Consider the following 25,296-nt stretch of genomic DNA (forward strand, 5'->3'; position numbering starts at 1 on the left):
ACCCGCCCCGACCACCCACCGCGGCAATCACACTGGTCCCGCCCACCAAAACAACTAGCAGAGGCCAGAAAACCGCCTAAATCACCGGTATTGGGTCTAGCTGTTGATGTCGACGTCGTCGAAAAGGGTGAGCATCCGGCTGAGCACTCGGACGCAGGTGTCCACGTCGGCGGTGGTGAGATCGTCCGCCGCCTCTCGCAGCAGCGCGTGTTCCCGGGCGACGACGGCCTCGATCGTCGTGCCGCCGCTGTCGGTCAGCCGGATCAGCGAGGACCGCGCATGCGCCGGGTTCGGCACGGCCTCCACCAGACCGCTCGCCGCCGCGTCGTTGACCATCCGCTGGACGAACTGACGGCTGATCGACTGCGCCCGGCCCATTTGGGGAACCGTCATCGGCCCGTGCTCGCGCAGGAGATCGAGCACCGCGCGGACTCCCACCGACAGGTCCTGCCCCGCGGCGTCCTGTTCGATCTTCCGTTGAACACGCCGGTAGAGCGGTCCGATCAGGGCGAAGATCTCCATCAGCCGCGGCCCCGCCTCGTCGGGCGACAGTGGGCGTTCTTCATCACTCACACACCGATGATAAATGACAATCCAGTTGTCATCCAGCGCGGTCTATGACAACTTGGTTGTCATGACTTCAGAGTCCGACCTCCGCTTCTTCGCATCCTCCGACGGCGACCTCGCCTACCGCGACACCGGCGGCACCGGCCTGCCCGTCGTGCTGCTGCACGCCAGTTTCGTCGACCACACCATGTTCGACGAGCAAGTCCCGGCGCTCTCAAGGGAGTTCCGCGTGATCACGCCCGACGCCCGCGGCCACGGACGGTCCGCCAACGCGAGCCGCCCGTTCCGGCAGGCCGACGATCTCGCCGAGCTGCTGCGCCACCTGGACACCGGCCCCGCCGTCCTCGTCGGCGTCTCCATGGGCGCGGTGCTCGCCGTGGCCACCGCGCTGGAACACCCCGAGCTCGTCCGGGCTCTGGTCATCTCCGGCGGCGGCACGAACGAATACGAGTTCACCGAGTCGTGGTCCAGGCAATTCCAGAACGCCCAGTTCAACGCCCTGGCCTCCGGTGACATCGCGGCCTGGCACGACGCGAGCGACGCCTGGGCGCACGGCCCCGAGCGCCCGCGGGACGCGGTCCGGCCCGAGGTCTACACACGCCTGCGCGAGATGCGCCAGCGGACCATCGGCAAGCACACGCTCGACGAACCCGATCACCACGTCCCGGTCAAGGACCTCCGCACCCGGGCCGGCCACATCACCGTCCCCGTACTCGCCCTGAACGGCGCACAAGACGCACCCGAGCTCCGCGCCATGGCCGATTCCATAGCCCTCACGGCACCACGAGGCCGGACGGCCGCGATCGACGACGCCGCCCACTTCCCCAACCTCGACCGGCCCGACGAGTACACCCGGATCGTCACCGACTTCCTCAACGGCCTGGAGCAGGAACTGTCCGCCCGCCCCTGAACGTCAGGGGCCCGACCGGAGTGTCCGCCGGCGTGGAGCCTCGTCATCGGGGACATCCGGGGACGCGAAGTGGAAAGGCACCGCGCAGCACGTTCGCGTCGACCTCCCTGCGGGTGCGTTCCTCCAGCAGGGCCACCAACCACTCACCGCGCCACCCGGGCGGAGTCCGTGAAGTGCGTCATGGGCCGAACGTGCCTCAGCGGCGCGGCCGCCTGCCGGGATCGCCTCCCGCGGACACGAGGTGCGCAGACAGCCCTGCCTGCTGCCGGACAGCGCTAGCGCTGCGGGACGTCCTTGACGAACACGATCCCGTCGTTGCCCGCCAGATGGGCCGGGTCGAGTGGGGCGTAGCCGAAGTAGGGGGAGACGCGAGGGGCGGGTCGCCTGTCGCCGAGGACGGTGGCGAGCCGGGGGGCGTCGACGAGGCGGCGGTCCTCCGGAAGTGCGTACAGGAGACCTTCGACGGTGTCCGGCGGTGGGGTGTCCACTCCCTGGTGCCGGATCGTGCCGAGAGCCATGGCGAGGAAGCCGTACCTCTCGCCCAGGTGGGCGCCGGCGAGCGCGCCGGCGCTCCACCACTGCAGCGGGCGGCCGCTCATCCGCATCGTGCTCTTGTCTCGCTGGAGGTGGCCGTTGTGGGCGTGCACCAGTGCCGGGGCCCGCTGGGCAATGGCGAGGAGGTTGTCGGCCATCATCGCATCGCGCAGACCCACCAGCCGTGTCATGCGGCTCGGTGAGGTGTCGGCCATCCAGTGGTGGTAGCGCAGCAGGCCCACGGCGGTGCGTGCGTAAAGCCGTGCCCGCTCATGGTCCTGCGGCGACGAGACCGCGATCAGGTGCGGGGTGTGCTCATCGAGCAGCGCCACCAAGTCGTCCGCGTACAGCCGCAGTTCCTTGGCCTCGGCCGACTGTCCCACGGACCGGTCCGGTTCCGTCATCGCGGCGGGATCGGTCCACCGGTCGTCGGCGCCGAGGAGGCGGTCGAGCGTGTCCGCGGTGCAGGGGAGCAGGTCCGCGTCCACCCGGGCCGCGAGGTAGTCGTGGAGTGCGGTGAGGGCCTGGCGGGGGCCGGCGGCCTCGGTCATCTCCAGCGGGCCGTCGATACCGGCGAAGTGGACCTGTTCGGATGCGGGCCGGGCGTCGTTGTATGCGCGCATCCAGCGCACCAACTCGCGATTGGGCGCGGAGGTGTTGAACCAGGTGTGGCTGAAGCCGCGCTCCATGACGTCGTCGAGGCTGCCGATTCCCGAGGTGACGTAGTCGTCCACGATCAGGCCCTTGATGCAGTCGCTCTCGATGGCGATCGTCCGATAGCCCTCCTGCTCGACGAGTTGCCGGAACAGTTCGTTGCGCAGTTCGAGGAGTGTGTCCTCGCCATGGGTGGGCTCGCCGAGGGCGAGCAGCCGCGGTCGGGCCGGGAGCAGCTTCATGACGGCGGAGGCCTCGACGGCATGGGCGGTGTCCGTGATGTCGATGTCCATGCCCTCAACGCTATCGTTGAACCCTCGGTTGAAACTTTTCTACGATATCGGCAGGGCGATGGGTCGTAACCCTCAAAACGACAGACACCTCAGGCCGGTCGACCTGGCCCGCGCGCACGGCCTGTCCACGCAGGCCGTCAGGAATTACGAGGTGGCCGGCATCCTTCCGGTCGCCGACCGCACGCCCCACGGCTATCGCACCTACACCTCGCTGCACGCGGGGGCACTGCGCGCGTTCCTCGCCCTGGTACCCGGACACGGACACCGGACGGCGACGGCGATCATGCGGGCGGTGAACGACGGATCGACCGAGGAGGCGTTCCGGCTCATCGACGAGAGCCATGCCCAGCTCCTCGACGACCGCCGAACCCTCCAGGCCGTGGAGAGCGCACTGCGTGGTCTGGCGCCCATCACGGCGTCCGAAGCCGACATGGACTCCGAGCCGGCCGTGATGTCCGGGTCCGGCGGCACGTTCATCGGGCCGCTGGCCGGGAAGCTCGGTGTCCGGCCGGCGACGCTGCGCAAATGGGAGCAGGCAGGACTGGTGAGCCCCCGGCGCGACCCGCAGACCGGGTATCGCGTGTACGACGAGGCGGATGTCAGGGACGCGCGGCTTGCCCACCAACTCCGGCGGGGCGGCTACCTCTTGGAACAGATCGCCCCGCTGATCGCCCAGGTGCGAGCCGCCGGCGGGCTGGAGCCGCTCGAAGCCGCGCTGCGCGACTGGCGTGACCGGCTGTCCGCCCGCGGGCGGGCGATGCTGGCCGGGGCAGGCGAGTTGGAGGCGTACCTGCGCGAGCGACCTGCATGAGGTCTGCGAGTGCCTCGGCCCTGGGCTCATCCGCCCACGGCGGCTCCGGGATGCGGGTGCAGGGGTTCGTGACCGAGTCGTTGGTAGTCTCCGCCTCTACGACGACGGGAGACGGAAGATGGAAGCGGGGCCGTCGAGTCCTCGAGGACCCTGGTCCGCAGGAGTTCTGTTCGGCGTCTTTTTCGCGGGTGTGACCTCGGTGGTCTCCGTCGTCGCCGTCGGGCGGGTGTGGGCTTCGTGCGACGTCGGCGTCAACGCCGGTGCCGACAGCGCGACTTTGCTCTTCCTCGCCCCCCTCATATGGCTCGCGGCAGCCGTTCCGTGGGTCGTGTTGCACGGCACGCTGGGAAGGCGTCACAGGCGTGCGGCACTGGCTGCGGGGATCGTCTTCAGCGTGTGGTTCACATGGTTCCTGGTGACGTGGCTCGGCATGGCGGACTCGTATCCGGACCCGTCGTGCCCGGGGAACGTGCCTTCCTGGTGGCCCAGTTTCATCCCTGCCTGATCGCGCGTCACACGGCGGGATCGGTCTTGTGTCTCCGCCGTGAGCCGACCTGTCCCAGTTTCCGCACACTCCGGCGCTGCCGACCCTCATTCGGGAGTCATGAGGCGCGGCGGTAGACGGCCGCGGGTCCGATGACACGGGCGCCGAACTTGTCGCGGACCCGGTCGATGGCGGTTTCGGCGACCAGGCGGGCCTCTCGCCCGGTGTCGAGACTGATCTGCTCGGCGACCTGGTCGGCGGCGGTCAGATCCTCGGCCTTCAGGGCGAGGCCGGTCAGACGGCCGCGTTGCAGGCCTGCGGCATCCATCAGCTGGTAGGCGAGACGGCGCAGGTCCTCGTCGTGCGCGGACGGCTCGCGCAGACGCCGGGTCTTCTCCCAGGTGCTTCGGCCGGCGAACTTGAGCGTCAGGGTGAGGGCGCGGGCGGCCTGATCGCGACCGCGGAGCCGGGACCCCAGTTGCACCACCAGGTCGAGCAGGGCGGCACGCACCGTGGCGCCGTCCAGGGTGTGCCGGTCGAACGAGCAGCGCACGATGGCCGTCGGGGGCAGCGCGCGCGGGACGACGGCGCGGGGGTCGACGCCACGGGCCCGGTCGGTGGCGAGGCGTCCCGCCTTGCCACCGAGCAGGCGCTGCACGGTGGCCGGCGGGATCGAGGCGAGCAGGCCCACCGAGTGGATGCCGTAGTCGATCAGGACGGCCGCCTGCCGTGGGCCGATGCCGTGCAGGGCTTCGACCGGCAGGCCCGCCAGCCAGCCGGCGGCCTGTTCGGCGTCGACGGCGAGGACGCCGCCGGGGCCCGGCACCTGGGCGGAGGCGGTCGCGGCGACCGTGACGGTGGGACCGATACCGACCCGGACATCGACGCCGAGGCGGGCGATCGCCCTGACGCGGAGCACCTCCGCCAGCCGGCGTGCGGTGGCGCCGTGATAGCGCAGCGCTCCGCGCAGGTCCACCAGGGCCGCGGTGGGCGGCAGCGCCTGCACCACCGGCGACAGCTCCGCCAGCAACTCCAGCACCTGACGGTACGTGTCCTCCGACAGCCGGTCGGGGCAACGCACATGCATCACCACGCCCTGCCGGTCCTCCGTCGACCGCGTCGTCATCTCGCGCTCACCTCCGTCCACACGATATCGAACATAAATTCGAACACGCGAGCGCGAAGGCCGACGATCACGACTGTGACGATGTGTAGTCGCCCGCGGGCGGAGCGCGACAGGTCGCGAGCTCCACGGCCGTTCCGGCCGGTTCACGGAGAACTCGAATGCCTTCCGCACTCCAGCCACGGGCCGTACGCGGTGCGGGTCCGCTGTTCCCCTTCGACCAGGAACCCCTCTGCCGGACTCCGGCGACTTGTCAGGAGACCGACGCCGGGGCTTCCCGCACCGTGACGTTGGCGTGGCTCTCCTGGAAGCTCTGGTCCGAGACGAGGGTCAGCCGGGCCGTGGACTGGAACTCCGGCAGAGTGGTGGAGCCGCAGGAGACCATCGTGGCCTTGAGCTTGGCGATGGTCAGGGCGAGCCCTTCGTTCAGGTCGCCCGCATAGGGGACGTGGCCGTCCACGCCTTCCTCGAAGACCAGCCCCTGGCCTCCCTGTCCGTAGCGCTGCCAGTTGCGGGCCCGGTTCGAGCCCTCGCCCCAGTACTCCTTCACGAAGCCGTCACGCGTGGGCAGCTTCGCGCCGGCCGCCTGGTCGAAGCGGGCGAAGTACCGCCCCATCATGACGAAGTCGGCTCCCATCGCGAGCGCCAGGGAGACGTGGTAGTCGTGCACCAGCCCGCCGTCGGAGCAGATCGGCACGTACTCGCCGGTGCGCTCACGGAAGGCGTCCCGGGCCGCCGCGACGTCCAGCACGGCGCTGGCCTGGCCGCGGCCGATGCCCTTCTGGTCCCGGGTGATGCAGATGGAACCGCCGCCCACGCCGACCTTGACGAAGTCCGCCCCCGCCTCGGCGAGGAAGGTGAAGGCCTCGCCGTCGACCACGTTGCCGCCGCCGACCGGGACCTCCGGGTAGTGCTTCTTCACCCAGGTCAGAGCTTTCGCCTGCCAGTCGCTGTAGCCGTCGGACGAGTCGAAGCACAGCACGTCCACACCTGCCTCCAGCAGGGCGGGGACGCGCTCCTGATAGTCGTGGGTGTTGATACCCGCGCCGACGCGCAGTCGCTTGGCACCGTCCACGACCTGGTTCGGGAAACGCTTGTTGTCCGCGTAGTCGGAACGGAACACCAGATGCTGCAGGTGGCCCTCGGCGTCGAGCACCGGGAGGCAGTCCAGCCGCTCGTCCCACAACCGCGCGTTGGCCTCGGACAACGTGATGTCGGGCCCGGCGGGCGCCAGGTCGGCGACACCCGTCATGCGTCCGCTGACCGGGCCGTCCAGGTCGTGGCGCTGGGGGTGGAAGTCCCGGGAGGTCACCAGGCCGAGCAGCCGGCCGGTGGCGGTCCCGTCGTGGGTGACCGCGGCGGTGCTGTGGCCGGTGCGGCGCATGACGTCGACCAGGACGCTCAGGCTGTCGCCGGGACGGACGTTCGTGTCGCTGGTGACGAATCCGGCCTTGAAGTTCTTCACCTGGCGGACCGCTGCGGCCTGGTCCTGGATCGGCTGATTGTGGTGCAGGAAGCTGAGACCGCCTTTGCGCGCGAGCGCGATCGCCAGCTCTGGTGTGCTGACAGCCTGCATGATCGCGGACGTGAAGGGGGACCGCAGCTCGATCGCCGACGCCTCGCCTGCGATGTGCCGTACCAGGGGCGCGCGCAGCTCGACCGTCGCGACCGAGCAGTCGGTCCGGGTCCGGTTCGGCAGGAGCAGAAACTCGTTGAACGTCCGTGAGACCTCGGCGATGATCTGTGCCACTCGTTCCTCCTGACCCGTCGGCCGGGGCCCGACTGCCCCCGCCGTGAGGATCGCCCCCGTGTCCCAGGGCCCGGGCAGGCAGAGATCGGCACGGCAGCCGTGGAGGTGCCACCGACTGCGGCAGAGCCCTGACCGGCCCGTGGATCGAACGGGGTGCGGTCGTGACACCGCACCCTATCGATCAACGCGGCTGCCGCACGAATCGTGACCCCTCGCCGGTCGCCAACACCCCTCATCGGGTGCATCAGTTCCTCGGCCGGGTCTCCCCGAAGGCTAGGTCGCGCCCAGGTCGGCGTACAGCAGATGGTGGTCCGAGTACGGGCTGGCATGCACTCGGTGGGCGAGCGGGGCGATGCCTCGCAGGAAGACGTAGTCGAACTTGCTGTACCAGTCGGTGGTCGGCTCGCAGGCGTCGGCGGGCGACGGACGGCACTGAGGGTCCGCGTCCGCTGCCAAGGGCCACATCCGGCCGAGTTCGGGGGCGTCCGGCACGGAATTGAAGTCACCGAGAACGATCGCGCGGTCGTGCCGGGCGACTTCCGCGGCGAGTACGCCGATCTGGTCCGCGCGGACTGCTTCTTGACGCCGCTGGGCGAGGTGGGTGTCGAAGACGCGGACGGACCGGCCGCTCACCGTGGTGGTGACCGCCATGTACCCGCGGTCCTCGGATCCGCCGTCGGGGTATTCGACAGTCACGCGGTCCGTCATCGGTGCCGCCGAGAGGATCGCCTGACCGAAGCCCCCCGGGTGCCAGGGCCATCCCCCGCAGCGGCCCCAATTCCGGAGAACCGACCCGTACTCGACGTGGTACACCAGCCCGTAGAAGTTCTCCAGGTACTCCCGGATCTTCTCGACGTCACGCACACAGGCTTCTTGCAGGCCGACGACCTGCGGCGCATACGTGGCGATCTCCATGGCGCGGCCGAGATTCTGCCCGCTCCGATTGCAGGGATTGCAGATGTTCCATGTCATGACCCGGTTCGGTACGACGCCCGTGGCGGCGTCGACCGGAAGCGGCTTGGCGACGGGGGCACCGCCGGGTGCGCTGGGGCCGATGAGCAGCAGACAGAGAGCGGCCATGGCGCCCGCGAGTAACCGCGTGCCCCTTCCGAGCATCATCGCCTCCCCAGAGTTGATGCCCAGGGCATCACATGGCGTCTCCGTCAACGAGGGTATGACACGGGCGGTCGACGGTACGTGCGCTGCCTGTCGCGCACGACCGACGAGTTCCGCCCCGCCAAGTCGTCCGCATGTCGGGAACATCCTCCTTCCGCGCCTGCGGAGGGGGCGGCGGTGGTCAGGTGCGGCTCGGCTCCGGCTCTGCCCTTGAGTCCGGCTCCGAGAGTTGCGCCGACGCGCGCCGCGGGAGCAGCAGCGGGGTCGCCAGCAGGAGCACCCCGGCCAGGCCGATGGCCGTGCGCGGGCCGAGCAGGCCGCCCAGCACGCCCCAGAGGGCCGTCAGGAGCGCGGTCGAGGCTTTGGTCGTCACCGCCCAGGCGGTCAGTGTGCGGGCGACGCGGTCGTTCGCGGTGCGTTCGAGGCGGTAGGTGGTGTAGACGGGGTTGAAGACCCCACAGAAGAAAATGAGCCCGAGTTCGACGCCCATCACCAGGAGCAGCCCTCCGGTGCCCGGCCCCAGGAAGGTCAGGCCGATGGGCCAGATCGCGCGTAGTGCCCCGGCCAGGACCAGGACCTGACTCCGGCCGAAGCGGGTGACGAGCGGCCGGGCCAGCCGCGAACCGAGCAGCCCGCCGATCGCGGGCGCGGCGAAGGCGAGGCCGTACTGCCACGGTGCGAACCCGAGCCGGCCGAGCATCAGGACGGCCAGCAGCGGCTGGGTGGCCATGACCAGGCCGTTGAACAAGGCGGTGTTGAAGAACAGCGGACGCAGTGTCGTGTCGGCGAGGATGTGGCGCCAGCCGTCCAGGAGGTCCCCGGCCCGCATACGCGCGGCCTCCCCGCGCCCGGGCCGGGGCTCGTGCCCGCCCGTCGCGCGGATGCCCAGGGCCGAGAGCAGATAGCTGACCGCGTCGGCCACCACCGTCGCCACCGGCCCGAGGAGCCCGATCGCCGCGCCGCCCAGCGGCGGTCCGATGATCGTGGTCGTCCAGGCCGTCGACTCGAACCGGGCGTTGGCGACGAGCAGGTCCTCGGCCGACAGCAGCGTCTTCAGGTACGCGCCGGAGGCCGCGCGGAAGGCGATGTCGGCCGCGGCGACGACGACCGAGACCAGCAGGAGCTGTAAAAAGGTGAGCACGCCGAGCGCGAACGCGGCGGGGATCGTCAGCAGTGCCGCGCAGCGGACCAGATCCATCGCGATCAGCACCTGCCGCTTGCGGCGGAACTCGACCCACGGGCCGAGCGGCACCGCCACGGCCGCCCCGACCGCCGCTCCCACGGAGGAGAGCGCGGCGACCGCGGCCGGCCCGGAGTGCAGGACCCGGATGGCGATCAGCGGGAACGCGCCGAAGGCCAGCCATGTGCCGAGCGCGCTGGTCCCGTACGCTCCCCAGAGCCACCCGAACGGCCGCCCCAGCCGGTGCCCGCTCCTCATGCCCGACACCCTTCGCCACTCATCCGCACGGCCGATACGCGATCCACACAACCGATCCGCGATCGGAAGCATCAAAGCGAGCCCCGTGACCTGGGGTCAAACAACCACGGAGTCGATCGCCACAACCAATGGTTGTAGCCGTAGGGTGTCGGAATGGACCTCGACACCGTCCGGACCTTCGTCACCGCCGCCGACGCGGGACGGTTCCAGGAGGCCGCCGCCGAGCTGGCGGTCAGCCAGCAGGCCGTCTCCAAGCGCATCGCCGCGCTGGAGCGCAACCTCGGTGTGCGGCTGTTCGCCCGCACACCGCGCGGCGCCGAGCTCACCATCGACGGGCAGGCGTTCCTGCCCCACGCGCGCGAACTGCTGCGCGTCGCCGAGCGCGCCGTCGCGTCCGTGCGTACCGGCCGCCGTCCGCTGCGCGTCGACGTGATCGCCTCGCGCGGTGCGGCGTCGGGCCTGATGCGTGGCTTCCACCGCGCGTACCCCGAGATCGAACTCGACGTGGTGATGCTGCTCGACATCGAGGCGGCCGTCACCGCCATCAGGTCCGGTGCGATCGACGCGTCCTTCCGCGCCGTCGCCGCGCCCGACCGGCCTCTCCCCGAGGACATCGAGTCCGTCCGGGTGCTCGACGAGCCGCTCCAGCTCCTCACCGGTCCCGCCCACGCGCTGGCGTCCGCCCGGTCGGTGCCCCTCGCCCGGCTCTCCGGACACCGGATCTGGATGCCCGGCATCGTCCCCGGCAGCGAGTGGGCCGCCTACTACGACGATCTCGTCGCCGAGTTCGGCCTCACCATCGAGGCGACCGGCCCGAACTTCGGTTCCGACGCGCTCCTCGACACCATCGCCGACACCCCCGCCCTGGCCACCTTCATGGGCGGGCAGACCCGCCTAGTCTGGCCCGCCGGCCACGGCCTGCGCCGCATCCCGGTCACCGACCCGACACCCGTGTACCCGCACTCGCTCGTCTGGCACCGCGACAACCCCCACCCGGCGCTGACCACGCTCCGCGCCCATCTCGCCGCCACCACGGCCGACCACGACGACGCCGGCACCTGGACGCCGAGCTGGGTCGTTCCGCGCTGAGCACCGCCGCCTCGGCTCAGAAGACCCGGGCAACGGCCGCGCCGACGGGTTGCGGAAGCGCCCAAGTGGCTTCTGCGCCCACAGGGTTGGTGAGACGTGGTGCCCCGGACGGCGCCCGATGCCTGAGGACGCCCGAGAAAATGACGTGCCGTGCGACGGCCGTTCGCCGACAATCCACGCGTGGCCACCATGAATGTCGACAGGAGCGAACTCGGCCCGTCGCGCCGTTCCTCTCCGACCGCGCGGGCCGGAAGCTCCTTCGGCACGATCCCGCCGACGGCACTGGTTCTGCTGGGCATCGTCAGTGTTCAGGTGGGCTCGGCCTTGGCCAAGCACCTGTTCACCGAAGTGGGCAGCTTCGGGACGGTCGCGTTGCGGTTGTTCTTCGCGGCGGCGGTCCTGATGCTGTGGTGGCGGCCGTCACCGCGCATGAGCCGTCGCACCTGGACCGTGGTACTCGGCTACGGCGTGACGCTCGGCCTGATGAACCTCTGCTTCTACCTGGCGCTGGCGCGGATCCCGCTGGGGATCGCGGTGACCGTCGAGTTCCTCGGGCCGCTGGCGGTGGCTCTGGCCGGGTCGAGACGATGGCTGGACGCCTTCTGGGCCGTGCTCGCGGCGGGCGGTGTGGTGCTGCTGACGGAAGGAGGCGGCGACCTCGACCTCGCCGGTCTGCTGTTCGCCCTCGCCGCGGGAACCTGCTGGGGTCTGTACATCCTGGTCGGAGCGGCGCTGGGCCGCCGCACCACGGAAGGCAACGGCCTGGCCCTGGGGATGGCCGTGGCGGCGCTGGTGGCTGTGCCGTTCGGGGTGGCCGACAGCGGAACGGCGCTGGCCCAGCCGTGGGTCCTGATCGCGGGGCTCGGCGTGGCGCTGTTGTCGTCGGTGATCCCGTACTCGCTGGACCTGGAAGCACTGCGCAAGATCCCACCGCGTGTGTTCGGCATCCTGATGAGCCTCGAACCGGCGATGGCAGCTCTCATCGGCCTCGTCGTGCTCCAGGAGTCGCTGTACTGGTCGCAGTGGATCGCGGTGCTGTGCGTGGTGGCCGCGTCGGCAGGCGCCGCACGCGGCAGCCGCCCGGATGCCTGACCGCTGCGAACGGACGACTCGGACGTCCGACCGCGGGAACGGAATCTGACCGCCGGGAACGGAAGAGTGTCACGCCCGGGCGGCTCCCCTGCCCAGGCCGCCCACCGCGGGTGTGCGCTGGGACAACTACGACGTCTGCGCCAACTGGGTTACTTGCTCGTTCGAGTTGAACGCCGCGACTGTCAACCGGTCTGACAGTCAGCCGACTTGGCGACCGCAGCGGACGCCCGACGCCATGGTCGACGTCGGCGTCCGACGTCGCGGTGCCGTCACTCGCAGAAGATCCGCACCTTGCCGTCGGGGTCGTCGACGTCGACGGTGAGGTCGTCGATCTGCTCGATGAGTTCCTCGAGGTGCTGCGGCTTGAGTTCGGCCAGGTCGATCGGTACACCCGACTGGTTCAACTGCGCGTTGACTTTGGTGAGTGCCTGCGGAGGGATGAGGCTCGTGAGCCGCACTCCGGCGCGCAGCAGTTGGAGCGGGACCCGGATGTTGACCCGGCTCTGACCGTCGCCGCTCGAGTCGTCCGCCGCGTTCACGACCACGCGCAGATACTTGGGTCGGGCCTTGATACGGGACTCGGTTCCCTGCGGTGCCTCGGGCTGTTGGCGTTCGAGGGCCTCGATCAGCCGCTCGGCCTCGTCCGCGGTGATCTTGCCCTCGGCCAGCATCTGCAGGACCTGACGGCGCTGCTCGTTCATCGTTGGCTCCTTGGTCCTCTGACTCATCTGACGGTTACCAGTACGACCGTGCGGTCCTGTTCGATCTCGAACCGAGTGCCGGGCAGCGCCCACACCAGGTGTCCGGTGGCACGCAGCGCGCCCACCGGGCTCACCCCGGTGACGCGGCAGGCGACCAGTCCGGCCAGGACGGCGAGCAGCACGAGAGGCGAGAGCACCAGCAGGATCGGCAGGACCGGGACGTACAGACGCCGCCTGCGGCCGTCGGGTCGGCGATAGCGGACCGTCACCAACTGCGGGATCACCGGGACCTCTCCAGCTCGGCGAGCGCCTCCTCGGCGGTGATCTCTCCCCGCTGCAGGCGGTCCACGACGTCGGCGCCGGTGGGCGCCGGGTCGGTGTCGACGAAGTCAAGCTGCTCGGCGATCCGCTTCAGCCGGGCCTTGATCGTCGGATAGCTCACCCCGAAAATCCGCTCCATCTCCTTGATCGACCCGTGCGACCGCACGAACGCGGCCACGAACACCTGGTCGTCGACGCCGAGTTGTGCCAGCTGCGGCGGCTCGAACTGTCCCTCGATCGCGACACCACTGCCCGTGAGGCGGACCCGCTCGACCACGAACGGCTGTCCGTGCGTCAGGTCCGTCAGCTCCTGCCAGTCCACCCTCGGCCCCTTACCTTCGGCGACTCTCACCCTTCATTTGTAGCTTGAGTTTTTTAAGGAGGCAACGCATCAAAATTGATTTTTCTAAGTATTGACTTCAGTTCGAGAAAGAACCGGTAGCGACCTGCAAGAATCGCGGACGGCCAGGACCATCGGGCCCGGCATGCGTGCACCCCCGCGCCCGATGCGAGCGAGGAGAGAACCAATGACCGGCGTGCACGCAGAACCGGGCACAGCATCGCGCCCCCTCCCCCTGCCCACGCGCGCGCTCAGCGTGGAGTCCCGGCGGGCCCGGCGGCTCCTCGCCTCGGGCGAGTGGCGCCTCTCCGCGACGGACGCCGAAGCGGTGGCGGCTGTCCTCGCCCGTCTCACCGCCCCGCTCCCCGCCCGGCGAGGCACGGCGGAGCGGACCCGGGCGACGGACCGGGACAGACGGCTTCAACGCATACTCCGGACGACCGTCCATCACCTCGACGCCGGTGCCGTCAGCCCGCCCGCCGCGGCCCTCCTGGCCGCCGTCGCCCGCGCTCTGCTGCCTTGGCACGCCGCCCCGAATCCACCGCTTGCGGCCGCGGCCCCCAGGTACGGACCCGTGCCGGGGACGGCGGAAGGCGCGGCGCCCCCGACGGAGGCAGGCGAAGCCCTGCTTCCCGAGCTGACCTCACTGTTCAGCGCCCTCGTCGCGACGAGGGCGCCTGGCACCGCCCCGCTCACACCACCGGTGGAGCCCTGGAAGGCCCGGCACACGGGGAGGTTCCGTCGCTACACCAGACCCGCGAGCGGGGTCTGGGCAGCCGACACCGTCGTGTGTCCGGAGTGCGGAGGCAAGGACGGTCCGTGGACGGTGACGTGCGACTGGCGTCGGGTCACGCTGGGCTGCCCTTGCGGCACGGTGAACCACCGGCACGGCCTCTCCTTCTCCGAGATGTGGCTCGTGCTGCCGGAGAGCTGACAGACCAAGTACGCCGGTATCGGTCGCGCCCCCGGAAGGACCCCAGCCGTACTGCCGATCAGGTCGGGGCGGGCCGCCGGCCTGGATCTTCACGGGTGGCACCCGAGGAGCGCGGGGTGGAGCGCGTCATCGGGGTCGACGACGTCCGGCAGGAGATCGCCATGCTGCGGACCCCGGACAGCCACGGCCGGATCGAGCTCGCGATGTTCCACACGCCGAAGGCGATCAGCGCCGAGCCGAAGGACGCGCCGGCGAACACGCTGGGCATCCGTCGCGTCATGTTCGCCGTCGACGACATCGATGACGTCATCGCCCGCCTGCGCACGCACGGCGCCGAACTCGTCGGCGAGGTGGCTCAGTTCGAGGACAGCTATCGCCTCTGCCACGTCCGCGGCCCCGAGGGCGTCGTTGTCGGACGGGCCGAACAGCTCAACCGACGGCTACCGACGGACCGTACGGCCGAAGAGGCGACCGGACGTCGGTCCTGAGCGATGTGGGGCCTCCACTCAGAGGCGGCGGCCCGCAAGGACGCAGACCTCGTTCCCCTCCGGGTCGGCGAGCACCACCGGCGCGAACGTTCGGCGCCGTGGCCGCGTCATAGAGGCGGACCACCGCGAAGGAGGACTACATGACCGTCCGCCGTCCCCGACCACGCGCCACGCTTCCCGTCGTCGTACTCACCGGCGCACTGGTGTGGTCGACCTCGGCCTGTGGCAACGACGCCGTCACGGGATCGGCCCGACAGAAGAACACGGTGAACACCTGGAAGGAACCCTCGTCCTACAGCTACACGCTGGAGTCGAGCGAGGGCGAGCGCTCCCTGATCGGAACGTTCCGGATCACGGTGCGAGGCGGAAAGGTGTCCCAGGCCGTGGGCCTCGACGACAGCGGACGACGGGTGGTGAAAGGCATGCCCGACGAGGTGCCGACCATCGGCGCCTTGCTCGAACAGGTGGACCAGGCCCGGCGCGACCACGCCGATACGGCCGAGGTGGCGTACGCGGCGGACGGTCACCCCGAGCGGATCTCACTCGACCCGGACGAGAACGCGATCGACGACGAAGCGCGGTACGTCATCAGCGCGTACCGCGCGGGCTGAGCCGACTCGGGCCCCGGCCGCCACTCGCCGTGGCCCGCGCGGCTGCCGCAGACGCCGATGCCGGGCCCCGCACCCCTGAGACCCGATCCTGCCGGGTGCTCCGTCGGTCGGTCCCAAGGGCGGGGCGTCATCAGATCCGCGGCCTCACGGACAGGGTGTCGTCAGGAGGACTTGGCGGTCGCGCGCCGACGACGTACCGCCAGGACGAGGCCGCCACCGAGGGCGACAGTGGCGGCCGCGGCGGCGGCGATGAGCGGCGTGCCGTCGGAGCCGGTGCTGGCCAGGTTGCCGTCGACGGTACCGGTGGTGGAGCTCCCACCCGTCGAGGTGCCGGTCGAGGTGGAGCCGGTGCTGCCCGTACCGCCGCCTGAACCGCCGGTGGACTGACCCTCGTGGTGGTTGCCGCCGCCCGTGGTGGATCCTCCGTCGGTCGAATCGCCGCCGGTGGAGGAGCCGCCCGTGGTGGGGTCCTCCTCGTTGTCGGTGGGGATGGCGACGCGGATCGTGTCCTTGTCGTTGGCGGGGTTCTTGTCGAAGAACGGGTGGATGTCGTAGGCGGAGGTCGCCTTCACCCAGCCGGTGGTGGTCCGTGCGTCGTCGTCGATGCTCAGCATGAACGTGAACAAGAGCTCCTCGCCGACGTCCATGGTGTAGTCGGCGGGCCAGCAGACGTAGGTGGACTTGCCCGGTGTACCTCCGGGGGCGTTCGGGCCGTCGATCCCGAACGGAGCGCATTCCTTGGGGACTTCAGTGGCGACGGTGTCCTTGGGGATCCGGACCATGAGCGCCGTCTGGTCGTCGCTCTCCTGGTTCTGGATCCAGCCGGGGCCTTCGTTGCGCAGCCTGACGGTGATGGACTGGCTGTTGCCCGCGAGGGCTTCGGTGTCCTCGCCGACGGCGGCGAGGTCGGCCGAGCTGTCGGCGGTCAGGGTCAGCCGTCGGTGACTGTCGCTGAACCCTTCGCCCGGCTCCTCGCCGGTGGCGGAGGTGCCGTACTGGACGGCCTCCATCAACGCGTTGGGCAGCGCCTTGAAGCGGACCGGGGTTTCGACGGAAGCGCCGGGCTCTATGACGGTGTCGAGCTCGCACAGGGCCTGCCTGACCTGGTCCTGGATGGTCGAGTAGGTGCAGCCCTTGACCTCCTCGGGGAAGTCGAGCCCTCGCGTCAGCCGGACCCGGAACGTGACGCCGTCCGCTGCCGCGGTGCCCTTGTTGGTGATGACGACGGACTTGTCGTACACCTCACCGGGCTTGGGCGAGGTACGCGGCAGGCTCGAGATCACCAGTGAGGGCTCGCCCTCCTCGGCATGGGCCGGGGAAGCGACGACCGCGGGAGCGACCGCGGCGATCGCGGCAGCGGCCACGCAGGCCGCCGACACGCGGAGGTGCGAGGTGCGAATGTGCTGGCGCACGGATGGGTCTCCTCGTCGAAACAGGAAGCAAGGCGACCGGACGTTCGCCGTCCGGTCACGTCTTGGACACCTGGAAGGCCTCAAGGGTTGTGCCGCTGTTCGGGGAGAGGGAGAGGTGGGACACCGCCGCAAGGGGAGACCGTGCGGGGCGTGGTGGTGGCGAGTGTGAGCTCCGCACGATCGTGCGCGGCGACAGGCATCGGAGCCCCAGGTCGGCGGCAGTCCAGCCGGTCGGCTGCCGCCGGGCCCTGGGGGTGTCGGGGCTTCCGCCTCTTCCGGCGACGCCTTCAGGCCGCCGGTCGATCCGCCCAGGCCTGCTCCAGCGCCCGGGTGAACCCCTCCGGCGCCTGGACACCGCTCACCCCGTAGCGCCGGTTCAGTACGAAGAAGGGCACTCCGGTGGCGCCGAGTTCGGCCGCCAGTCGCTCGTCGGCCCGGACCTCCGCGGCGAACGCGTCGGGATTCTCGAGTACTTCCCGTGCCTCCGCGGCATCGAGCCCCGCCTCGACGGCCAGAATCTGCTGTGTCTGCCTGTCGTACACCGAACGCTCCTCCGCGAAGTTCGCCCGGAAGGCGACGTCCATCAACTCGGCCTGCCGGCCACGCGTCTTGGCGAAGTGGGCGAGCCGGTGCAGGTCGAAGGTGTTCCCGAACACACGGCCGCCTATGCGGTACCCCAGTCCCACCTCCCGCGCCATGGCGGCGGCCTGCTCCTCCCGGGCCACCTGCTGCTCACGGGTGCGCCCGTACTGCGCGGCGACCGCGTCGATGATCGGCACGTCACCGTCGGAGGCCTCGGGGTTCAGTTCGAAGGAGCGGTGGACGACCTCCACCTGGTCCCGGTGGGCGAACGCCGCGAGCCCTCGATCGAAGCGAGCCCTGCCGACGTAGCACCAGGGGCAGGCGATATCGGTCCATATTTCGACACGCATGTTCAACATCTCCTTGCATGTGCGCGGTAGCGCTCTGCGATCAGGCGCTTTCCCCGCCGGGACGGTCCGGTTGACCGGTTCCAATATAGACGACCGACCATCTATTTCGGCCGACCGTCCATTTCGACTCCCGCGCCGCGGCCACGCCACGACTCCCCCGCGACATACGAGGACGACGGGAATAGCGACTCCCCACCCACTGTTGAGGCAGGCACTAGACAGATCTGTCTAGTGCCTGGGTGAGAGCCCTTGCACCAGTCTCGAAAGTGACCCATGAGTTCTGCATCCACAGCCAAAGCCGATGCCCCCGCGAGCCGCCCGGCCGTGTCCACTCCCGCGCACGCCCGCGCAAGGAAGCCGCTGCTGGGGCCGCTGGCCTCCGTCGGCCTGCTGGCCTCGATCCTCGTGTCACTCCTGGCCGCGTCGAGCGCGCCGACACCGCTCTACGCGATCTACCAGCAGCACTGGGGCTTCTCCCCCATCACCGTGACCGTCGTCTTCGGCGTCTACGCCGTAGCCGTGCTGGCCTCCCTCCTGATCTTCGGCAAGATCTCCGACCACGTGGGCCGACGGCCGGTTCTCGTGGCAGCGCTGTTGGGCCAGGCCCTTGCGATGGTCGTGTTCCTCACCGCCACCGGAGTGGGAGGACTGCTGGCCGCCCGCATCGTCCAAGGCCTGAGCACCGGAGCAGCGGTCGGCGCGATCGGCGCCGGGATGCTCGACATCGACCCACGCCGCGGCGGCTTCCTGAATTCCTTCGCACCGGCGATCGGGACCGCCACTGGCGCCCTGGTGTCCGGTGTGATCGTCCAGTACCTGCCCGCGCCCACCCACCTCGTCTACGTCGTGTTGCTCGCGGTCTTCGTCCTGCAGGCACTGGCCGTACTCGCTCTGCGCGAATCGGTGAGCCGGAAGCCGGGCGCGCTGGCGAGCATGACGCCCGAGATCAAGCTCCCCGCGGCCGCGCGCACCCCCGTGGCCATCGCCGCCCCCGTGCTGTTCGCGGTGTGGGCACTGACCGGCCTGTACGGCGCGCTGGGACCGGCCATCGTCAGGACTCTGGAGCACTCCGACTCCGTGGTGTGGGGCGGGCTGCCGCTGTTCGTGCTCGCCGGCTCCGCGGCGCTGGCCGTGGTGTTCCTGCGCCGTACCGCGACGCAGACGGTCATGCTGATCGGCATCGGCACGCTGGTCGTCGGGGTGACGATCACCTTGGCGTCCATCGCCTCGGGTGCGGGCGGCGCGGTCTCCGTGGCCGGATTCTTCCTGGGCGGCGCGATCTCCGGCTTCGGCTTCGGCAGTGGCTTCCAGGGAGGCATCCGCATGGTGATGCCGCAGGTCGCCCCGCACGAACGGGCCGGCGTGCTGTCCCTGCTGTATGTCGTGTGCTACCTGGGTCTGGGTGTTCCCGCAGTCATCGGCGGCATACTGGTCGTGCACGGCGGCGGGCTCGTGGAGACCGCCCGGGAGTACGGAGCCGCGGTCATCGCGCTGGCCCTCATAGCCCTGACCGGGCTCGTGGTCAGCGGCCGTCGCGCGGAGCGGGTCGCAGTGGTCCGGTCCCACCCGGAGCCCCGCGCAGTCGTGGGCGCCGCGCAGAGCCCGTGCGTGGCGGAAGTCGCCGCACAGGCAGAATGAACCGGGCCGTCCGAAACAGGTGAGACGAGTGGCTACCAAGACCGTGCCGAAGGCGTCCGCGCGACAGCGCCTGCTCGACGCAGCCGACGAGCTCTTCTACAGCGAAGGCATACAGACCGTCGGCATCGACCGTGTCATCGAGCACGCCGGGGTCGCCAAGGCGTCTCTCTACAACACCTTTCGGAGCAAAGAGGGACTGGTCTGCGCCTATCTCGACCTGCGCAGCACGCGCATTCAGGAGCGGATCACTCGGACGCTGGCCCGCTGCCGGACCCCACGCGAGCGGCTGCTGGGCATCTTCGACGCCCAGGGCGAGGCGTTCGCCGAACCCGGCTACCAGGGCTGTGCCTTCATGCGGGCCACCGCCGAGGCCCCGGACGACGGTTCGGTCAGGCAGGTCGCCGAGGGTCACCGGGCGTGGCTGCGCGGCCTGTTCACCGAACTGGCCATCGAGGCCGGCTTTGCCGATCCCGAGGCCCTCGCCCGCCAACTGCACTGTCTCTACGACGGTGCCGCCCACTCCGCGCGCATGGACCGCGATCTCTCGGCAGCCGCCACCGCTCGCGCCGCCGCGGCGGTCCTCCTCGGCGCGGCACCTCGCGCCGTGACCGCCGCGTCCGAAGGACTCCTCACCGGCAGGCCCGCCGAACCAATGGCGTGAGCAGGGCGGCCGAACCAGCGGCGTGGGCAAGGCGGCCGCCTTCGCGCAGGCTGATCGGTGACAGCGCGCGGAAGCAGCGCATCGGCCGGCGGCGGGCGCCCCGCGGCCGATGCCCGCCGGTCGCCGGAGAACACCCGCGTCCGGCGGGCACACCGCCGGCTGCCGTGCGTGCTGCCGCCGCGGCGAACTCAGGGGATGTCCGGTGTGAAACGCACCGGCAGCGCCTTGGGGCCACGGGTGAAGACTCCTTGCTCGACCGGGTCGAAGCCGTCGGCGAGGCGGAGGTCGGGCATGGCGTCCAGCAGCTGGTTCACCCCCACCTCGACCTCCGCCTTGGCCAGCAGCGCACCGACGCAGAAGTGCCGGCCGAGCGCGAAGGCGAGGTGGTCGGCGGCGGCCGAGAACGCCGAGGTCGTGGTGAGGTCGTCGCGACGGATGTCGAAACGGTCCGGATCACGGTAGCGCTGCTCGTCGCGGTTGGCGGCGCCGATGAGACACGTGACCGTTGCGCCGGCCGGCACGGTGCCGCCGGTCACCTGGACCTCGGTCGCCGACTGCCGCATGATCATGTGGACCGGCGGGGTGTAACGCAGGGTCTCCGCGAAGGCGGCCGGGATCAGGCTCCGGTCCTCGCGGACCGCCGCCAGCTGCTCGGGATGAAGCAACAGGTTCGCCATGATGCCGGCGATCGCCTTGTCGGTGGTCTCCCCGCCGGCGGCCAGCAGCAGGCTGCAGAAGGCCTTGATGTCCTCGTCGCTCATACGCACACCGTCCACCTCGGCGGCGCAGAGCGTGGACAGCAGGTCCTCGCCCAGGTTGTCGCGTCGTTCGCGGATGATCGGGATCATGTACTCGGCGAATTCCACCCGGGTGCGCTCGCCCGCGGCGGTCACTTCGGGGTCGCCGGAGAGGTTGCCGAGGAAGGCGATGACCGCCGTGTACCAGCCGTGGAACCGTGCGTGGTCGGCCTTGTCCAGGCCCAGCATGTCCGCGATGACGTTGACGGGCAGACGGGTCGCGTAGTCGCCGACGATGTCGGCGGATCCGGAGCGCCGGAAGGTGTCGATGAGTTCACGCGAGTTGCGCTCGATGACCGGCAGGAACTTCTCCTGCAGGTCGCTGCCGCGGAACGCGGGGGCGACAAGGGCTCGCCGTACAGCGTGTTCGCGCCCGCTGAGCTGCAGGATCGTCTTGCCGTGGACCGGTTCGAGCTGCCAGTTGTAGTTGTCGGTGGTGAACTCGGCCCGCTTGTCCTTGAAGACGCGTTCGACGTCCTCGTAGCGGGAGATGATGTAGCTCTGGGTGGCCTCGTGCCAGATCAGGGGCTCTTTCTCCCGCATCACCGCGTAGGCCGAGTACGGATCGGCGGCGAACTCGGGCGAGAGGATGTCGGGGAGCTGCTGGGCGGACACGGGACTCCTCGGATAGGTGACTGGCCGTCAGGAACCAGGCTAGTGATCTTCGGCGTCGTCAAACAGGGCCGTGTCGGCGGAAGTTGAGCGCCTGGTCGTCGGGAACGGGTGGCGGCCGCCGACCGGCTGCGTCACGGACGGATGGCTGCCTGCCCCTTGGCGTTGTCCCACAGACCCTCCGACGGGACGCCGCGCGGCGCCTCGACCGACAGGGAGGCGCCGACCTCCCGACGCCCTCTTCTCAGGTCTCCCGCACCGGCGCGTACACCTCGGCGTGCAGTCCGAAGGTCCAGGCGACTCCTGCCTTCGCCGTCCGGGTCGACGGCGGTACTCGCAGCCAGTACGTGCGCCGGGTCCCGTCCGGCTCCGGAGTGGAGTTGAGTACCTCGACCATCACGACGGGCTCGTCGTCGACGAGATCGATGCGCCACAGCGTGCCCGTCTCGTCCTGACGCACGGGCCGGGCGCCCGAGTCGGCGAGATAGCGGTCGTAGCCGTAGTACTCCAGCATCACGCGCCGCAGTTCGGCGTTCCCCTCGGAGCGGATCCGCTCCGGTGTGAGCGTGGGCAGTTCGGCGAGGAAGTCCGCCGGTACGAGCATGCCGCGCCAGGCGTGCAGGGCGAAGCCGTCGGGGGGGCGAGCGCCGGACCGTCGCCGTGGTAGAGGCAGAACCCGAACTCGCCGAACGAGCTGCGCTTCTCCGGGCTGGCGGCGGCGGTGGGCTTCGACGCGGCGGCAAGCTGTGGTCAAGGTGCGCCGAGCCGATTGATGTCGCCGCTGCCGAGTACATGCGGCTCGTTGCCCTTCTGCTTGGCGACCGCGATCATCGCCCGCCCCAGGTGTTCAGTGGTGGTCGTGTGCCCCGGCGCGATGCGGTGCAGGACGGGATACAGCCAGGACGTGGCCCGATACAGCGCCCGGTAGCTGCCTGTCTGCGAGACGGCGCCGTGCCGGGGCTGGATGTAGCCGGGGCGGAACATGTACGCGTGGAAGTCCATCGCCAACAGGGTGTTCTCCGTACGGCCCTTGACGCGCGCCCACATCGCGCGGCCCTGCTCCGTACTGTCGGTACCCTCCCCCGACACGTACGTGAAGGTCAGTGCGGGATTGCCGGCGCCGACCACGCGGGCGGCGGCGAGCGTGCAGTCGTACGTGATCCGGGTGTACTCCGCTTCCTTCCGCCCGGCCGCCGAGACGCCCAGGCAGTAGAAGCAGGCGTCCAGGTCCTTCAACTCGTCCTGGATCGCGGAGAAGTCGGCGAAGTCCGCGTGCACGAGCTCGCGCATCTTCGGGTGCGACGTTCCCAGGGGCTTGCGGACGACCAGCAGGACGTCGGTGACGGTGTCGTCCAGGAGGCAGGCGCGCAGGACACCCTGCCCGACCATGCCGGAGGCGCCGAAGATGACCACGCGCATGACTGCTCCAAACACTGAGAGGCGGGGCCGCGCGTCAGGACCGCGCGCGGGCGAGGGTCCCGGCGACGAGGGTCGTCAGGGTTTCCTGCAGGGACGGCGCGAAGTCCATCCGGTACACGGCCAGGGAGGGATCTTCCTCGTAGGCGGCGAGCATGGCGGCTGACGGGCGGGCGTGTGTCCATACCGCCCCGGCGGCCATGATCATCTGTCCGCACAACTGCTCGGCGCGCTCGCCCAGTTCAGGCAGGTGGACGCGGGCCAGGGCGGCGAGGCCGGCGACGCTGGAGAGGGCGGCCTTCTTGTAGCGGGCGGCGACCTCGGGCGAGACGTTGTGCTCCAGTACGCCGGCCTGGGCGCTGAGCAGGTCGCACAGGATCCGCCGGTCCGCGAGGCTGCGGGTGATGACCTCGGCGAACTGCTCGCCGCGTCGGCTCACCGGAGCGTCGGCGTCGACGGCGGCATCAAGCTGCTCGGGCAGATCGGCGTTCCACTGCTTCCACGCCTGATCGAGGAGTTCCAGCAGGACCGCTTCGCGGGACTCGAAGTAGCGCAGCACATTCGACTTGGCGAGACCGACCCGGCGGCTCAGCTCGTTGAGGGCAACCGCACTCACGGGCATCTCGTCGAGCATCGCCGCAGCGGTGTCCAGGATCGCCTGGCGTCGCATCGCGCGCTGCTCCTCGCTGCGCGCGCGCTGGAAGGTCGTCATACACCCACTTTACAGACTCACGGTCTTTTGACATCAGACCGACGGTCCCTTACGTTGGGAGCACGTAATAGACCGGCGGTCTGAAAGGGCTCGTCGGTGTCCCCCGCCCTGCGAGCAGCGCCCGCAGGGCAGAAAGCGAGATGTGCCATGACGTCCTACGACAAGCTCTTCATCGGTGGCCACTGGGTGGCCCCGGCCGGTTCCGAGGTCATCGAGGTCCGCTCCCCGCACGACCAGTCGCTCGTCGGCACGGTTCCGCACGCCACTCCGGCGGACGTGGACGCGGCGGTGGCCGCAGCCCGCGATGCCTTCGACAACGGCCCGTGGCCGCGGCTGACGCCCGAGGAGCGTCAGGAGACGGTCCAGCGTTTCCAGGAGCTGTACGGCAACCGGTCCGCCGAGATGGCCGCACTGATCACCGCGGAGAACGGCTCGCCGATCGCGATCACCACCGGGCTGAACGTGCACGGCCTGCCCGAGCAGACCGCTGCCTACCTGCGCGCCGCCGAGAACCTGCGGTGGGAGGAGCCGCTCGCGTCAGGGGCGCTGCTGCGCCGCGAGGCGGTCGGCGTGGTGGCCGCCGTCATCCCGTGGAACGCTCCGCACCAGTCGGCCCTCGCCAAGATGGTGCCCGCGCTGCTTGCAGGTGCCACCGTCGTCCTGAAGGCGTCGCCGGAGACGGCGGTCGATGCCCTGGCGCTCGCGGAGGTCTTCGCGGAGGCCGGGTTCCCGGAGGGTGTCGTCTCGGTGCTGCCCGCGGGCCGTGAGACGAGCGAGTACCTCGTCGCCCACCCGGACGTCGACAAGATCGCGTTCACCGGGTCGACCGCGGCGGGCCGCAAGATCGCCTCCCTGGCCGGTGAGCAGCTCAAGCGGGTCAGTCTGGAGCTCGGCGGCAAGTCCGCCGTGATCGTCCTGGAGGACGCCGACCTCGCCGCCGTCGCCGAGGGGCTGAGGTTCCACTCGCTGGGCAACAACGCGGAGAACTGCCAGGCCCACACCAGGATCCTGGCCCCGCGCAGCCGCTACGAGGAGGTCGTCGAGGCGGTCAAGGCGATGATGGAGTCGCTGACCGTCGGTGACCCGTCCGACCCGGCCACGTTCATCGGCCCCATGGTCCGTGCCGACCAGCAGGAGCGCGTGCGCTCCTACATCGAACTCGGCATCGCCGAGGGCGCACGCCTGGTGACGGGCGGGCCGCAGGTTCCCGAGGGCCTGGAAGGCGGCTTCTATGTCACCCCGACCCTCTTCGCCGACGTCGACAACTCGATGCGCATAGCCCGCGAGGAGATCTTCGGGCCGGTCCTGGTCGTCATCCCCTTCGACGACGAGGACGACGCGGTCCGGATCGCCAACGACTCCGACTACGGCCTGGGCGGCGGCGTCTGGTCCGCCGACCGCGAGCGCGCGCTGGCGGTCGCCCGCCGGGTGCGCACCGGCCTGATGCTCGTCAACGGCGCCATGCCCGCCTTCGACGGCCCGTTCGGCGGCTTCAAGGCCAGCGGTGTGGGGCGCGAGTTCGGGGCCGTCGGCCTCAATCAGTACATCGAGCACAAGACCATCGCCGTCTGATCCGCGCCGCCCGCAGTCCTCGCTGCTCGACGCCCCGATCCGCTTCCTTCCGACCGAGGGGACAGCATGACCTTGTTCTCCCCCCTCGTCGCCCGTCCTCTCGCCCGAGGCGTCCAGGCTGCTCCGGCCCCCGGGTGCCGGCCGTGGTGACCTTCCCGGAGTTCCCCGGCCGCACCAACACCCTGATGTCTCCGACGGCGTACGGCGACGCCGAGGACACGATCCACCACCCGCCCCAGGACTTGGACGCCATACCGCAGGTGTAGGACACCTTCCACGGCGGCGACT

25 protein-coding genes and 2 pseudogenes are annotated in these 25,296 nt (G+C 70.2%); 11 read left to right on the plus strand and 16 right to left on the minus strand.

The annotated features are described in order from the left end of the window. Positions 1 to 96: 96 nt before the first annotated feature. A complete protein-coding gene (locus tag ACZ4IF_RS38710) occupies positions 97 to 573 on the minus strand; it encodes a MarR family winged helix-turn-helix transcriptional regulator (RefSeq protein ID WP_467572009.1) in 477 nt (158 codons plus the stop codon). Between the two features lie 61 nt (positions 574 to 634). On the opposite strand from ACZ4IF_RS38710, the gene ACZ4IF_RS38715 reads away from it, so the two are divergent. Beyond that, entirely contained in the window at positions 635 to 1,477 is an 843-nt protein-coding gene (locus ACZ4IF_RS38715) for an alpha/beta fold hydrolase (protein ID WP_467572012.1), read from the plus strand. A 275-nt stretch (positions 1,478 to 1,752) separates the two neighbouring features. On the opposite strand, the gene ACZ4IF_RS38720 is transcribed toward ACZ4IF_RS38715, so the two are convergent. Beyond that, the gene (locus tag ACZ4IF_RS38720) at positions 1,753 to 2,958 is read right to left on the minus strand and encodes an erythromycin esterase family protein (protein ID WP_467572015.1); all 1,206 of its coding nucleotides are present in this window, start codon (positions 2,956 to 2,958) and stop codon (positions 1,753 to 1,755) included. A gap of 58 nt (positions 2,959 to 3,016) precedes the next feature. On the opposite strand from ACZ4IF_RS38720, the gene ACZ4IF_RS38725 reads away from it, so the two are divergent. Continuing rightward, on the plus strand, positions 3,017 to 3,769 hold the full coding sequence (locus ACZ4IF_RS38725) for a TioE family transcriptional regulator (protein WP_467572018.1): 753 nt from the start codon (positions 3,017 to 3,019) through the stop codon (positions 3,767 to 3,769). 354 nt (positions 3,770 to 4,123) lie between these two features. Here the strand turns inward: ACZ4IF_RS38725 and ACZ4IF_RS38730 are convergent, their stop codons facing one another. The 5 genes from ACZ4IF_RS38730 to ACZ4IF_RS38750 form a co-directional block, all read right to left on the minus strand. Beyond that, the gene (locus tag ACZ4IF_RS38730; RefSeq protein WP_467572021.1) at positions 4,124 to 4,285 is read right to left on the minus strand and encodes a hypothetical protein; all 162 of its coding nucleotides are present in this window, start codon (positions 4,283 to 4,285) and stop codon (positions 4,124 to 4,126) included. Positions 4,286 to 4,371: 86 nt separating this feature from the next. Then, a complete protein-coding gene (locus ACZ4IF_RS38735) occupies positions 4,372 to 5,379 on the minus strand; it encodes a DNA polymerase Y family protein (RefSeq protein WP_467572024.1) in 1,008 nt (335 codons plus the stop codon). A gap of 250 nt (positions 5,380 to 5,629) precedes the next feature. Then, complete coding sequence (locus ACZ4IF_RS38740) at positions 5,630 to 7,126, minus strand: IMP dehydrogenase (protein ID WP_467572027.1); 1,497 nt, start codon at positions 7,124 to 7,126, stop codon at positions 5,630 to 5,632. Between the two features lie 273 nt (positions 7,127 to 7,399). Next, the gene (locus ACZ4IF_RS38745; protein ID WP_467572030.1) at positions 7,400 to 8,206 is read right to left on the minus strand and encodes an endonuclease/exonuclease/phosphatase family protein; all 807 of its coding nucleotides are present in this window, start codon (positions 8,204 to 8,206) and stop codon (positions 7,400 to 7,402) included. Between the two features lie 217 nt (positions 8,207 to 8,423). Next, positions 8,424 to 9,680: an MFS transporter gene (locus ACZ4IF_RS38750; protein WP_467572033.1), complete on the minus strand. Its 1,257-nt coding sequence runs from the start codon at positions 9,678 to 9,680 to the stop codon at positions 8,424 to 8,426. Between the two features lie 153 nt (positions 9,681 to 9,833). On the opposite strand from ACZ4IF_RS38750, the gene ACZ4IF_RS38755 reads away from it, so the two are divergent. Beyond that, on the plus strand, positions 9,834 to 10,769 hold the full coding sequence (locus ACZ4IF_RS38755; protein ID WP_467572036.1) for a LysR family transcriptional regulator: 936 nt from the start codon (positions 9,834 to 9,836) through the stop codon (positions 10,767 to 10,769). Positions 10,770 to 10,958: 189 nt separating this feature from the next. Continuing rightward, positions 10,959 to 11,861, plus strand: coding sequence for an EamA family transporter (locus ACZ4IF_RS38760; RefSeq protein WP_467572382.1), 903 nt, complete (start codon positions 10,959 to 10,961; stop codon positions 11,859 to 11,861). Between the two features lie 269 nt (positions 11,862 to 12,130). Here the strand turns inward: ACZ4IF_RS38760 and ACZ4IF_RS38765 are convergent, their stop codons facing one another. From ACZ4IF_RS38765 to ACZ4IF_RS38775, 3 genes are read right to left on the minus strand one after another with little or no spacing between them, the layout of a single operon-like run. After that, positions 12,131 to 12,562: an SHOCT-like domain-containing protein gene (locus ACZ4IF_RS38765; protein WP_467572039.1), complete on the minus strand. Its 432-nt coding sequence runs from the start codon at positions 12,560 to 12,562 to the stop codon at positions 12,131 to 12,133. Between the two features lie 23 nt (positions 12,563 to 12,585). Beyond that, on the minus strand, positions 12,586 to 12,846 hold the full coding sequence (locus tag ACZ4IF_RS38770; protein ID WP_467572041.1) for a hypothetical protein: 261 nt from the start codon (positions 12,844 to 12,846) through the stop codon (positions 12,586 to 12,588). Continuing rightward, positions 12,843 to 13,205, minus strand: a complete 363-nt coding sequence (locus ACZ4IF_RS38775) for a DUF2089 domain-containing protein (protein ID WP_467572044.1) — start codon at positions 13,203 to 13,205, stop codon at positions 12,843 to 12,845. The genes ACZ4IF_RS38770 and ACZ4IF_RS38775 overlap by 4 nt, the downstream gene beginning before the upstream one ends. Positions 13,206 to 13,410: 205 nt before the next feature. On the opposite strand from ACZ4IF_RS38775, the gene ACZ4IF_RS38780 reads away from it, so the two are divergent. The 3 genes and pseudogenes from ACZ4IF_RS38780 to ACZ4IF_RS38790 all read left to right on the plus strand — a co-directional run bounded on the left by ACZ4IF_RS38780 (position 13,411) and on the right by ACZ4IF_RS38790 (position 15,256). Then, positions 13,411 to 14,157: a hypothetical protein gene (locus ACZ4IF_RS38780; RefSeq protein ID WP_467572047.1), complete on the plus strand. Its 747-nt coding sequence runs from the start codon at positions 13,411 to 13,413 to the stop codon at positions 14,155 to 14,157. Between the two features lie 119 nt (positions 14,158 to 14,276). Then, positions 14,277 to 14,645: pseudogene (locus ACZ4IF_RS38785) on the plus strand (VOC family protein); the annotation flags it as partial. 140 nt (positions 14,646 to 14,785) lie between these two features. Beyond that, positions 14,786 to 15,256: a DUF6174 domain-containing protein gene (locus ACZ4IF_RS38790; RefSeq protein WP_467572049.1), complete on the plus strand. Its 471-nt coding sequence runs from the start codon at positions 14,786 to 14,788 to the stop codon at positions 15,254 to 15,256. Between the two features lie 161 nt (positions 15,257 to 15,417). Here ACZ4IF_RS38790 and ACZ4IF_RS38795 read toward each other — a convergent pair whose 3' ends face one another. Further along, positions 15,418 to 16,668 carry an LPXTG cell wall anchor domain-containing protein gene (locus ACZ4IF_RS38795; protein ID WP_467572053.1) on the minus strand — a complete coding sequence of 417 codons (1,251 nt, stop codon included), beginning with the start codon at positions 16,666 to 16,668 and terminating at the stop codon, positions 15,418 to 15,420. Between the two features lie 287 nt (positions 16,669 to 16,955). Further along, positions 16,956 to 17,600, minus strand: a complete 645-nt coding sequence (locus tag ACZ4IF_RS38800) for a DsbA family oxidoreductase (protein WP_467572056.1) — start codon at positions 17,598 to 17,600, stop codon at positions 16,956 to 16,958. A gap of 273 nt (positions 17,601 to 17,873) precedes the next feature. Between ACZ4IF_RS38800 and ACZ4IF_RS38805 the strand changes: the two genes are divergently transcribed. Continuing rightward, positions 17,874 to 19,238: an MFS transporter gene (locus ACZ4IF_RS38805; RefSeq protein ID WP_467572059.1), complete on the plus strand. Its 1,365-nt coding sequence runs from the start codon at positions 17,874 to 17,876 to the stop codon at positions 19,236 to 19,238. A 28-nt stretch (positions 19,239 to 19,266) separates the two neighbouring features. Further along, positions 19,267 to 19,899 carry a TetR/AcrR family transcriptional regulator gene (locus tag ACZ4IF_RS38810; protein ID WP_467572063.1) on the plus strand — a complete coding sequence of 211 codons (633 nt, stop codon included), beginning with the start codon at positions 19,267 to 19,269 and terminating at the stop codon, positions 19,897 to 19,899. Positions 19,900 to 20,087: 188 nt separating this feature from the next. Here ACZ4IF_RS38810 and ACZ4IF_RS38815 read toward each other — a convergent pair whose 3' ends face one another. From ACZ4IF_RS38815 to ACZ4IF_RS38830, 4 genes and pseudogenes are all read right to left on the minus strand, one after another. After that, entirely contained in the window at positions 20,088 to 21,311 is a 1,224-nt protein-coding gene (locus ACZ4IF_RS38815) for a cytochrome P450 (protein WP_467572065.1), read from the minus strand. Between the two features lie 241 nt (positions 21,312 to 21,552). Further along, positions 21,553 to 21,977, minus strand: a pseudogene (locus tag ACZ4IF_RS38820) (DUF6745 domain-containing protein); the annotation flags it as partial. Between the two features lie 81 nt (positions 21,978 to 22,058). Next, positions 22,059 to 22,727 (minus strand): NAD-dependent epimerase/dehydratase family protein, encoded by a 669-nt coding sequence (locus ACZ4IF_RS38825; RefSeq protein WP_467572068.1) that lies wholly within the window; start codon positions 22,725 to 22,727, stop codon positions 22,059 to 22,061. 34 nt (positions 22,728 to 22,761) lie between these two features. Continuing rightward, on the minus strand, positions 22,762 to 23,436 hold the full coding sequence (locus ACZ4IF_RS38830) for a TetR/AcrR family transcriptional regulator (RefSeq protein WP_467572071.1): 675 nt from the start codon (positions 23,434 to 23,436) through the stop codon (positions 22,762 to 22,764). A 147-nt stretch (positions 23,437 to 23,583) separates the two neighbouring features. Between ACZ4IF_RS38830 and ACZ4IF_RS38835 the strand changes: the two genes are divergently transcribed. Beyond that, on the plus strand, positions 23,584 to 25,008 hold the full coding sequence (locus ACZ4IF_RS38835; RefSeq protein ID WP_467572074.1) for an aldehyde dehydrogenase: 1,425 nt from the start codon (positions 23,584 to 23,586) through the stop codon (positions 25,006 to 25,008). Between the two features lie 143 nt (positions 25,009 to 25,151). Then, positions 25,152 to 25,274 carry a hypothetical protein gene (locus ACZ4IF_RS38840; protein ID WP_467572077.1) on the plus strand — a complete coding sequence of 41 codons (123 nt, stop codon included), beginning with the start codon at positions 25,152 to 25,154 and terminating at the stop codon, positions 25,272 to 25,274. Positions 25,275 to 25,296: the final 22 nt, after the last annotated feature.

Source organism: Streptomyces sp. NPDC025784 (assembly GCF_055558435.1).

Bases quoted from the DNA above. Each gene is read 5' to 3' on its own strand.
- ACZ4IF_RS38760 (WP_467572382.1), top strand. From the start codon at position 10,959: ATGAATGTCGACAGGAGCGAACTCGGCCCGTCGCGCCGTTCCTCTCCG.
- ACZ4IF_RS38735 (WP_467572024.1), bottom strand. From the start codon at position 5,379: ATGACGACGCGGTCGACGGAGGACCGGCAGGGCGTGGTGATGCATGTG.
- ACZ4IF_RS38765 (WP_467572039.1), bottom strand. From the start codon at position 12,562: ATGAACGAGCAGCGCCGTCAGGTCCTGCAGATGCTGGCCGAGGGCAAG.
- ACZ4IF_RS38725 (WP_467572018.1), top strand. From the start codon at position 3,017: ATGGGTCGTAACCCTCAAAACGACAGACACCTCAGGCCGGTCGACCTG.
- ACZ4IF_RS38715 (WP_467572012.1), top strand. From the start codon at position 635: ATGACTTCAGAGTCCGACCTCCGCTTCTTCGCATCCTCCGACGGCGAC.
- ACZ4IF_RS38790 (WP_467572049.1), top strand. From the start codon at position 14,786: ATGACCGTCCGCCGTCCCCGACCACGCGCCACGCTTCCCGTCGTCGTA.
- ACZ4IF_RS38830 (WP_467572071.1), bottom strand. From the start codon at position 23,436: ATGACGACCTTCCAGCGCGCGCGCAGCGAGGAGCAGCGCGCGATGCGA.
- ACZ4IF_RS38750 (WP_467572033.1), bottom strand. From the start codon at position 9,680: ATGAGGAGCGGGCACCGGCTGGGGCGGCCGTTCGGGTGGCTCTGGGGA.
- ACZ4IF_RS38720 (WP_467572015.1), bottom strand. From the start codon at position 2,958: ATGGACATCGACATCACGGACACCGCCCATGCCGTCGAGGCCTCCGCC.
- ACZ4IF_RS38745 (WP_467572030.1), bottom strand. From the start codon at position 8,206: ATGGCCGCTCTCTGTCTGCTGCTCATCGGCCCCAGCGCACCCGGCGGT.
- ACZ4IF_RS38755 (WP_467572036.1), top strand. From the start codon at position 9,834: ATGGACCTCGACACCGTCCGGACCTTCGTCACCGCCGCCGACGCGGGA.
- ACZ4IF_RS38825 (WP_467572068.1), bottom strand. From the start codon at position 22,727: ATGCGCGTGGTCATCTTCGGCGCCTCCGGCATGGTCGGGCAGGGTGTC.
- ACZ4IF_RS38800 (WP_467572056.1), bottom strand. From the start codon at position 17,600: ATGCGTGTCGAAATATGGACCGATATCGCCTGCCCCTGGTGCTACGTC.
- ACZ4IF_RS38835 (WP_467572074.1), top strand. From the start codon at position 23,584: ATGACGTCCTACGACAAGCTCTTCATCGGTGGCCACTGGGTGGCCCCG.
- ACZ4IF_RS38805 (WP_467572059.1), top strand. From the start codon at position 17,874: ATGAGTTCTGCATCCACAGCCAAAGCCGATGCCCCCGCGAGCCGCCCG.
- ACZ4IF_RS38780 (WP_467572047.1), top strand. From the start codon at position 13,411: ATGACCGGCGTGCACGCAGAACCGGGCACAGCATCGCGCCCCCTCCCC.